We start from the raw sequence: 1168 nt of genomic DNA, 5'->3' as shown, positions 1-1168 counted from the left end.
AGGGGTTATCGTGACCGATACTGGCGGCTCGGGTTTGAGTGCTCATGCCTTGTCAACCGCTCGTGCTGCAGTGCCAAGTACATCAGAGAGTCTGAGCATTACTGGTAGTATTAGTGTGCAGCCTCTTTATGAAAATAGTACGCCGCAGTTTCAAGCACAGCTGCTGCGTAATGGTTCGCTCGATAACGCAAATAGTGCCAATATCACGGTTAACTGGTATCTAGTGGACACTCCTACACAACGCAGTGCACCAGAAACTTGGCAAGCGCTGACCAGTCCGCTTACTAATAATAGTCTACAAGGCCATGTTGGGCGTCATGTACTTTTAGCATTGAACTACAGTGAAAATGGTCAGGTGCTGGCCCAAACGGTAGAGGTGAGTGCCGCTATTGTTCAAGGTATGATCCCGGCAAGTGTAGCGGGCTGGCACAGCGGACTGAGTGTTAGCTTTTCCTCTCCAGCCAGTATCGCCTCATACGGCACACTGTTCTCACAAAATCTCCAAGAAGTTGAAGGAGAGTCATCAGGCGCTTATACGACGGTGTATGAATATCGAAGCGATCTTGCCCCTACGACTAAACATACCACCGTCAGCGATATGATTGCCGACTACCCAGATACTAAAGTGTTAAGTGTGATGGCGACGCAAACACAAGGTATGCTTACTCAACAATTGGGTCCGGTGAGTGTCGCGTTTAGCAATGGGTCTACGACGAGCCCAGGTGAATTAGTGATGACTCAACCATTACTCGCTTACGACCAGCCGAATTTAGTCGAAACGGATACGGTAGGGTTGATTAATCTCGATACCATTAAATCAGAAATGGCCACCCTGATACAGACTAATACCCATTTAAGCGTCAATTACCAATGGCAGGCCAGTGATTATAACGGTAGTACTTGGAACTCAAGGGGCAATGCAAACCCTAGTTTCAACGAACTAACCTCATTGACCTCTGGTGAACGTTATCGACTTCAAATAATGGTTAGCGATGGTAACTCGGCGGTCGCCGCCTACAGTGATGAAACGGTGGATGTACAAAGCAGCGCTGCGATAGTGGATTACGATATTGCGTACAATGCGCTGAAGGACCCTATGGAAGGTGTCTTTTATCAGGTTGACTCACAGCTTATTTCGTCAGCGAGCACCAGTTATGACTCTCGTACT

Annotated in this window: 1 protein-coding gene; it reads left to right on the top strand. The window is 47.9% G+C overall.

Annotated elements, in window-relative coordinates; all coding sequences use genetic code 11:
• Positions 1-1168, top strand: a 1168-nt coding sequence (locus ACTRWI_RS22445; protein WP_499133905.1) for a hypothetical protein, incomplete at both ends; no start/stop codon positions are given.

The sequence above is a fragment of the Pseudoalteromonas sp. G5_S1_14_S5 genome, from assembly GCF_054968605.1.
Note: the sequence above shows the minus strand (reverse complement) of the source record. Positions and strands in the feature narration are given on the sequence as shown.